This is a genomic window from Limnohabitans planktonicus II-D5 (assembly GCF_001270065.2).
In the GTDB taxonomy this organism is placed as follows: Bacteria; Pseudomonadota; Gammaproteobacteria; order Burkholderiales; family Burkholderiaceae_C; genus Limnohabitans_A; species Limnohabitans_A planktonicus.
Window position 1 is genome coordinate 1 of the sequence record NZ_LFYT02000100.1, and the last position, 1,174, is coordinate 1,174.

Sequence of the window (1,174 nt, forward strand, 5' to 3'; positions counted from 1 at the left end):
GTGACGCCTGCAATCGCAGCGCCGGTCAAAGCCAGCTTGCTGACGGTGTAATTTGTGCCGCTGGTGGTCAGGCCGGTGAAGCTGTAATTGTCTGAGTCGGTGCCGCTGAGCGTGGAGGTCACGTTTTGTGCGTAGCTGCCAGCCTTCAAGTTGTTGCTGGAGCTGTAGCTAGGCGTGACCAGGGTTGCTGTGCTAGGTGTGACCACATCGCTGGCGATCACGTTGGTGAAGGTGACTGCGCCGGTGTTGGCGGCTGTGCCGTAAGTGGTCGATACATCCGCAATCGAAGCACCTGTCAGGGCCAGTTTGTTCACGGTGTAGTTCGTGCCGCTGGTGGTCAGGCCGGTGAAACTGTAATTGTCAGCGTCGGTGCCGGTCAACGTGCCAGTGACGTTTTGTGCGTAACTGCCAGCCTTCAAGTTGTTGCTGCTGCTGTAGCTGGGGGTGACCAGGGAGGCGGTAGAAGGGGTGACCACATCGCTGGCGATCACGTTGGTGAAGGAGACTGCGCCGGTGTTGGCGGCTGTGCCGTAGGTCGTGGTGACATCCGCAATCGCCGCACCAGTCAGGGCCAATTTGTTGACCGTGTAGTTGCTGCTGCTGGTCGTCAGGCCCGTGAAGCTGTAGTTGTCAGCGTCGGTGCCGGTCAACGTGCCCGTGACGTTTTGCGCGTAGCTGCCAGCCTTCAAGTTGTTGCTGGAGCTGTAGCTAGGCGTGACCAGGGTTGCTGTGCCAGGGGTGACCACATCGCTGGCGATCACGTTGGTGAAGGTGACCGCACCGGTGTTGGCGGGTGTGCCGTAAGTGGTGGTGACATCCGCAATCGCCGCACCAGTCAAAGCCAACTTGTTCACGGTGTAGTTTGTGCTGCTGGTGGTCAGACCGGTGAAGCTGTAGTTGTCAGCATCAGTGCCGGTCAACGTGCCAGTGACGTTTTGTGCGTAACTGCCTGCTTTCAAGTTGTTGCTGCTGCTGTAGCTGGGCGTGACCAGCGTCGCGGTTCCCGGTGTGACCACATCGCTGGCGATCACGTTGGTGAATGTGACTGCGCCGGTGTTGGCGGGGGTGCCGTAAGTGGTGGTGACGCCTGCAATCGCAGCGCCGGTCAAAGCCAGCTTGCTGACGGTGTAATTTGTGCCGCTGGTGGTCAGGCCGGTGAAGCTGTAATTGTCTG

1 protein-coding gene is annotated in these 1,174 nt (G+C 59.4%); it reads right to left on the reverse strand.

The genetic code is table 11. The annotated features are described in order from the left end of the window. The coding region (locus H663_RS41875; protein ID WP_165803987.1) for a beta strand repeat-containing protein at positions 1 to 1,174 on the reverse strand (1,174 nt) is incomplete at both ends.